This window comes from Lysobacter sp. CA199 (genome assembly GCF_052078715.1).
In the GTDB taxonomy this organism is placed as follows: domain Bacteria; phylum Pseudomonadota; class Gammaproteobacteria; order Xanthomonadales; family Xanthomonadaceae; genus Lysobacter.
Window position 1 is genome coordinate 595,174 of the sequence record NZ_JBQJIL010000001.1, and the last position, 6,334, is coordinate 601,507.

Annotated in this window: 6 protein-coding genes and 1 pseudogene; 1 reads left to right on the plus strand and 6 read right to left on the minus strand. The window is 53.6% G+C overall.

The features are described 5' to 3' along the window. Positions 1–235 precede the first annotated feature (235 nt). The 5 genes from ACTOWJ_RS02835 to ACTOWJ_RS02855 all read right to left on the minus strand — a co-directional run bounded on the left by ACTOWJ_RS02835 (position 236) and on the right by ACTOWJ_RS02855 (position 4,853). Positions 236–1,000, minus strand: a complete 765-nt coding sequence (locus ACTOWJ_RS02835) for a transposase (RefSeq protein ID WP_441333054.1) — start codon at positions 998–1,000, stop codon at positions 236–238. Positions 1,001–1,130: 130 nt separating this feature from the next. Next, entirely contained in the window at positions 1,131–1,478 is a 348-nt protein-coding gene (locus tag ACTOWJ_RS02840; RefSeq protein WP_441333055.1) for a hypothetical protein, read from the minus strand. Then, positions 1,475–3,283 (minus strand): RHS repeat domain-containing protein, encoded by a 1,809-nt coding sequence (locus tag ACTOWJ_RS02845; protein ID WP_441333056.1) that lies wholly within the window; start codon positions 3,281–3,283, stop codon positions 1,475–1,477. The genes ACTOWJ_RS02840 and ACTOWJ_RS02845 overlap by 4 nt, the downstream gene beginning before the upstream one ends. A 90-nt stretch (positions 3,284–3,373) precedes the next feature. Further along, positions 3,374–3,910, minus strand: a complete 537-nt coding sequence (locus ACTOWJ_RS02850) for a hypothetical protein (protein WP_441333057.1) — start codon at positions 3,908–3,910, stop codon at positions 3,374–3,376. Next, positions 3,897–4,853, minus strand: coding sequence for an RHS repeat-associated core domain-containing protein (locus ACTOWJ_RS02855; RefSeq protein ID WP_441333079.1), 957 nt, complete (start codon positions 4,851–4,853; stop codon positions 3,897–3,899). The genes ACTOWJ_RS02850 and ACTOWJ_RS02855 overlap by 14 nt, the downstream gene beginning before the upstream one ends. On the opposite strand from ACTOWJ_RS02855, the pseudogene ACTOWJ_RS02860 reads away from it, so the two are divergent. Then, positions 4,847–5,423 (plus strand): annotated as a pseudogene (locus ACTOWJ_RS02860) (IS3 family transposase); the annotation flags it as partial. The gene ACTOWJ_RS02855 and the pseudogene ACTOWJ_RS02860 overlap by 7 nt on opposite strands. Positions 5,424–5,500: 77 nt before the next feature. Here the strand turns inward: ACTOWJ_RS02860 and ACTOWJ_RS02865 are convergent. After that, positions 5,501–5,902: a hypothetical protein gene (locus tag ACTOWJ_RS02865; RefSeq protein WP_441333058.1), complete on the minus strand. Its 402-nt coding sequence runs from the start codon at positions 5,900–5,902 to the stop codon at positions 5,501–5,503. Positions 5,903–6,334: the final 432 nt, after the last annotated feature.

A 6,334-nucleotide genomic window follows, 5' to 3' on the forward strand; every position in this document is an offset into this window, starting at 1 on the left:
AACTTTATAGCCCTCCTTATTAATTATGTACTGGTAAGCCCCTCCCCTTACACCCCGCGACCTGTTAGCCGCCGGCTTAAAATCAATAATGTATTCTTTCTCATTTTGCGTCACGACGATGTCATAATTTGATGGATCTGATGCCTCAACCTCGTCTTCTGACGTTGCACTTCCTTTTTGCGGAATCACCTCCTTGAACGCCAAATAAGCAACTGACATGGCCTTTGCCGGCCCTTCAGTTTCTCCGCAAAAAGGGGAACTCCATCCTGATGCACCAGACACCTGCGGAGCAAATATAATCGCCCCTGCGGTCAAAACCGCAAGAGAGCGTCGACCAACTATTTTGATTGAGCGCTGCATTCGCATTTTCCATTATTAGGCGCCACTGGGCGCGGAATATCGCTAACTGAATTAGCCCTAGGATTGTACTTTCGAATATTTCCCAAAGTCGTTCCGAGATACCCTGCATCGCATCATCGCAACCTAAGGCGCGATACACGTCGTGCTGCTTCACCAGCGCATCTGGCGAACCTAATGCGTTGCTCCGATAGCTGGACCAACGATACTGCTCCGGCGTTGCCACCATCCTTGCGCGAACGGAATTTAGCTCGATGTATCGATAGCAACGCAGCAAGTAGTCGTCGGAGTCGACCAGGCAGGACTTATATCGCCCTTCCCACAGCGTACCGCGACGGCGATAGCGTTCATTAAAGCCCCGCACGTAGCGCCGCCCCAACACTTGCATCATTCGACTGATCGCACCGGCCTCGGCCGGGGTCATCAACAGGTGGACATGGTTAGTCATCAGCACATACGCATGAACCTGACAACCATACTTACGCGAAGCCTCATCGAGCTCTTGCAAGTACCGTACGTAGTCGTCCTCCTCAACGAAGCAAGGCAAGCGATCGTGGCCACGTTGGACGACATGTTGCGGGACACTGGGAAGATCGAATCGAGGCGACCTTGGCATGGCAAGTGCCCACTGAGGGATGCGCATACTCTAGCCCCATTCATTCGGCCCCGGACCCAGCGCGCTCCGCGTTTGCATGTAGGAATTTCTGCCGGCATGAGCGCGTCTCAGGACTAATGAAAATGAACCTGGAACCTTTTTACTGATCCATATCGGATTAATCATCAGTCGGATAAATACTAAGCTCTATCGCCAGCCCACAGTCCACGAAAATTTGTCGGGGCTCAATTCTCCCGGTGTACGTGAACGCCTCGTTATAGACCGCAACTCGCAGAAGCAGTCCGGCATCCTTGGGGAAGACGCCCGAAGATTTAATGTGCTCTTCGACCGAATTCAGGCAGCCCTCAAGATCATCGTATTCGCAAGATTCTTCCAACACCAAACCCCATGCCGGATCAGCCTCCTGGACCTGAGGCATTCTTTTGACTAGATGATCGAGCACATCATTCGGAACAATACCAGGATTAGCGATTGCAAGAAGCGCCCCTACAGAAGCTCGACTCATGGTCTATCCTTAGGATTATTTTCTTCTAACATATCTGGCTTGCCATTTCTATCGCAATCCAGCTCAGCGCAACCTATTTCAGTGGGCGTTATTTGCCAAGGAATCATCCATTCCAACAACCCAAGATCGGCACCACCACTTTGGTTGTTGCGACCTCTCTTCTTCGAGTCTGGCGTTGGACATTCCAAATCTTTCCATTCCTTATGCAAGGCTTCAGCTTCTTCCCTACCGATATCTTGATCGCCAGGCTTTTTCACCTGGCGGTGGTACCAGCTCCAGAACTTCTTAGGCAGGCCAAACAATTTGTCGAACTTGCTCAGCCCATATATATCGATGTAGCTGATCGGGTTTCCATCAACATAGGCATACGTACTGACGCCCCCTTCAAGTCCGATCGGATCGCTCTGGATATACCGACCCGCCGCCGAATCATAGTCACGAAAGTAGTTATAGCTCAGCCCCGAGCCAGAATCATAGCGCTGCCCCGGAAACCGCATATTGAACACGAACGCTACGCCGTCCAAGTCTGGATCTTGATTCGGCGGACTGTTACCAAACACCTCGCTCTTAGCATCCCATGTCCAGATCGCAACGTTACGAATTGGATCGATGACTGCACGTGGCGTGCCCAACCGATCGGGCTGCACGTAGTTCAACGTCGGGTTCGTACCCGACCCGACCAATAGACCGATCGGCACGTCGTCCATCCAGATCGCTTGCTGCACGGCGGCGCCGGTGCTGTCGTAATCGCCGATCCACTGCCCGTCTTCGTCGTAGAGCGTGTACGTCGTGACCGGGCCAGTATCGCCATTGATCGCAGCAACACGCTCACCAATGGCGTTGTAGCGATACCCCATCTTCACCACGCCGCCCAGCTTGACCTGCTTCATCCGGTCATTAGCGTTGTAAACGAACTCCTTGGCCGAACCGCCGATGCTGGTGGTATTGCCAACCGCATCGTAGCCACGGCCGATGCCGCCAACGCTGCTCAGACGATGACTGTCGGCCAGAATCACATAAAGATCGGTGATCCCACCGTGATGCAGTTTCGTGCGGTTGCCGGTCTGGTCGTATTCGTAGGTTTCCAGCGCGTTGCTGTTGCCGTCGCTGGTGACTTTGAGTCGGCCGATCGTGTCGTAGTCGTACTTCGCCTGGAGCGCACTTTGCAGCCCATCTTTCAGCTGAGTCAGCTCGCCGACGGTGTTGTAGCCGTAACCCAACGACAGGCCGCCACTGGCCGGATCGAACACCGTCTTTGACCGATAGTCGAGATCATAGCTGCGGCTCAGAGCGCGGCCGTTGCCGTACGTCCAGCCGGTCACCGGGCCGAACGGTTCGTAGGCGGCATTGTTCAACAGCACCGTGCGGGTGCCGCCGTACGGGCGAACGCCGATTTCCTTGATGCGCGCCTGGGTATCGCGGACGTAGTCCACTGTGGTCCCGTCGGGATAGGTGACGGTGTAGAGGTGGCCTGCAATGGTGTAGGCATACTTCAGGGTGAAGCTCTTGCCCGCGACGACCTGAACCTTGCGCACGACCTGACCGAAGCGGTCATAGCAGTATTTCAGTTCGGTGCCGTCGTGACGCATCGCGGTGACGCGACCCAGCGCGAAGGTCTGACCTGCGGCGCACTCGGTATTGACGACATCGTAGTCGTACTCGACATCGGCCGGGCCGGCGGCGGTGTAGAAGATCGCCTTCGGACGGTTCAAGGCGTCGTAGGTGTAACGGTGAGCGACGGCGTCGTTGGCATCCTTCTTGGTCGCCAGCAGGCCGGCGTTGTAGGTAACGCGTCTCGGAGCCAATGAAAATGAACCTGGAACCTGAAACCTTTACGTCTCAGGACTAATGAAAATGAACCTGGAACCTTTTTAATGCAGAATCCTTTTATCCAGCTATGCGCTTAAAATTGCATCCCATAACGGGATACGCAATTCTTGGCCGAACCTCTTATGCAACCGGCAACGGAATTCAGCTTTTCCGATTGACATAGGCGCGCTCGACTTCACCTTCCCCTTCAACTCGTAGTCTTCAAAAGGCATTGTAATAGACTGAACAAGATAGACAGTTGCATCGCCGAAATCGTGCCTAGATGACTGCTGAAGATTAACTTCCTTCCCTGTTGCGGAAGAGGCAAGAACGAGATCACTGACGCTCACACTATTGGCATCGGAATTTCGGAACTTCGAGACAACCTCAACGCGCAAGAAATATGGCGACGATCTTTCATTAGGATGATTTTTTTGAAATGAGCCTTCCAGCCATGCCTTGATCAAAAACTCATCCGTTGAGCAATCCGCTTGCTCATAATCGTAATAGCGATATCGATCAAATGCCGCCACCCCCAACACAGCCAAAACCAGCACTATAGCGAAGGCCAAGATCAGGAACCGTTTGAGAGCCGATGAGATATTCATATCATGGACGAACAACTACACGCTCCAGATCAACAATGACTGGACCATTCCCCCACAAGAGATACGGAACCACATCAAGAATTAAGTGATCATATCCGTAATTCTTGTATGGTGACGCGTAGTTGTATGTGCCTCCGTTTAGATTATCGACAACTAAATCACCTTGTTTATTATAAATCGCCTCACAATGACCTGAATCATCAACCCATTTCGTATTGTACTTCCCGTCCATACCTTGCTGATGGAATACACTCTGAGCAGGCGACATTTGTTTCCAATTTCCGGCCGCTTGCGCAGCCGCTTGATTCGCGGGAACTACATTTAGCGCATTGCGATAATAATGCCGCATATAAGAATCATACAAATGAAGAAATGTTCCGTCCTGTAGCTCCAGCGGATCAACAAGATTAAGTGGGTTTCCACGCACATAGGCATAGGTACTTGCTCCTCCACTCAATCCGATAGGATCGCTTTGGACATACCGGCCAGTAGTCGGATCGTAGTCGCGGAAGTAGTTATAGCTTAGCCCTGAACTCGGGTCATGACGCTGCCCCGAAAATCGCAAGTTAAACACAAACGCGACGCCGTCGATATCCGGATCTTGATTCGGTGGACTATTGCCGAATACTTCGTTCTTTGTGTCCCACGTCCAGATCGCTACATTACGCGTCGGGTCGATGATTGCGCGGGGAGTGCCAAGATGATCTGGTTGCACGTACTTCAAGGCTTGGCTGGCGCCGACACCGGCTAGCAAGCCGACCGGAGTACTGCCCATCCACACCGCTTGCTGTACTGCCGCGCCCGCGCTGTCGTAGTCACCGATCCACTGCCCATCTTCGTCATAGAGCGTGTAGGTTGTGACTGCGCCGGCATCGCCATTAATCGCGGCAACCCGCTCACCGATGGCGTTATAGCGATACCCCATCTTAACCACGCCACCCAGCTTGACCTGCTTCATCCGGCTATAATGCGCCGCGCCGGATTGTTGGGGCGTCCATCGATCATCGCGCCGAACCGGCTCAATCGGGAATTCACCGTCGATGCACCCGATCGCGCCTGGGTCACCGACATCACCTACATACGAACCTGGCAAGGCTGGCTGTACCTGGCGGCCGTCATCGACCTGCACTCGCGCAAGGTGGTCGGCTGGTCGATGAAACCGACCATGGCACGCGACCTGGTGATCGATGCGTTGATGATGGCCTTGTGGCGGCGCAAGCCGTCCCAGGACGTGATCGTTCACTCAGACCAAGGCTCACAATACGGCAGCGATGATTGGCAGCGGTTCTGTCGCTCGCACCGTCTCTCGCCCAGCATGAGCCGGCGCGGCAACTGCTGGGACAATGCCGTCGCCGAATCGTTCTTCAGTAGCCTGAAGAAAGAGCGCATTCGCAAACGCGTCTACAAAACCCGCGATTTGGCCCGTGCCGACGTCTTCGACTACATCGAAATGTTCTACAACCCCACCCGTCGCCACAGCCATCTGGGCGGCGTTAGTCCTGAGGCCTTTGAGCGTGCCTCAATTTGAGGCTGGCGAGTGTCTTAAATTCCTGGGCAGTCCAGCCTATGAATGCCACTATCCTGAAACACCTGACTAACGGGCTCTCAATTACTAGGTGGAGGAGCCACGGGGATCGTAATGCTTGGGTTCTTTTCGAGTTGCTCCAAAACATCTTTTGCCAGTGCAAAGCCGCTTTGAGCCGATTTTTTTAACCAGAAAACAGCGCGCACTCTATCGTGCTGCCTTTTCTTGCCTAGCAGAATGAGCGCGAGGTTGTACTGACAAAGGGCGTCGCCATTTTCTGCCGCGATCTGAGTCCAATAGCGATGCATGCTCTGATCGATCTTGAGGCTTTCATCGGCACATAACTTTGCCGCCAGCGCCTCTCCGGACAGTGCTTTATCGATGGGGCAAGAGATCTTGGGCTCTTGTTTGGCTTGAGCGCTCGCTTCGGCGCAAAGTACCAGGGCTGAAAGTGCAATCATGCACCGAGCAAGTTTTTTCATCAGTACGCTCTCCACGTTACGTTCTCAAATGGGATGGTTTTCCGGCCGCCAGATCCTGGTAGTTCTCGCCCAACGAATATGTTCCCGTCAAGCGGATAGCGCACTAGGTAGGGTGTCGCCTCAACGGGCTGCTTTGACCATGCGGCAAGATCGCTCGCGAAGCTGCGCTCGCCTTCAGTTGGCTTACCTGCTTCGCAAGCTGCCACTCGAATCTTCTTGTAGCCACCCTTTATGTACTCATCCTTGATCATGTCCCATACGTTCTTTCCCGACAAATACTCGCCGTTCGGACCCTTTGACTGGCCTTGACTGGCCTGCGTTAACTGGTCCAGAAGTAAAGTTAGTTTAAGCGGCTAAACGTGGATGTGCACTTGCGTTGGCAGGCATGAAGGCCTCGGGCGCTGGTGGTCTGTAGTTCAAGGCGCTGTGCGG

Bases quoted from the DNA above. Each gene is read 5' to 3' on its own strand.
- ACTOWJ_RS02835 (WP_441333054.1), bottom strand. From the start codon at position 1,000: ATGCGCATCCCTCAGTGGGCACTTGCCATGCCAAGGTCGCCTCGATTC.
- ACTOWJ_RS02840 (WP_441333055.1), bottom strand. From the start codon at position 1,478: ATGAGTCGAGCTTCTGTAGGGGCGCTTCTTGCAATCGCTAATCCTGGT.
- ACTOWJ_RS02855 (WP_441333079.1), bottom strand. From the start codon at position 4,853: ATGAAGCAGGTCAAGCTGGGTGGCGTGGTTAAGATGGGGTATCGCTAT.
- ACTOWJ_RS02865 (WP_441333058.1), bottom strand. From the start codon at position 5,902: ATGAAAAAACTTGCTCGGTGCATGATTGCACTTTCAGCCCTGGTACTT.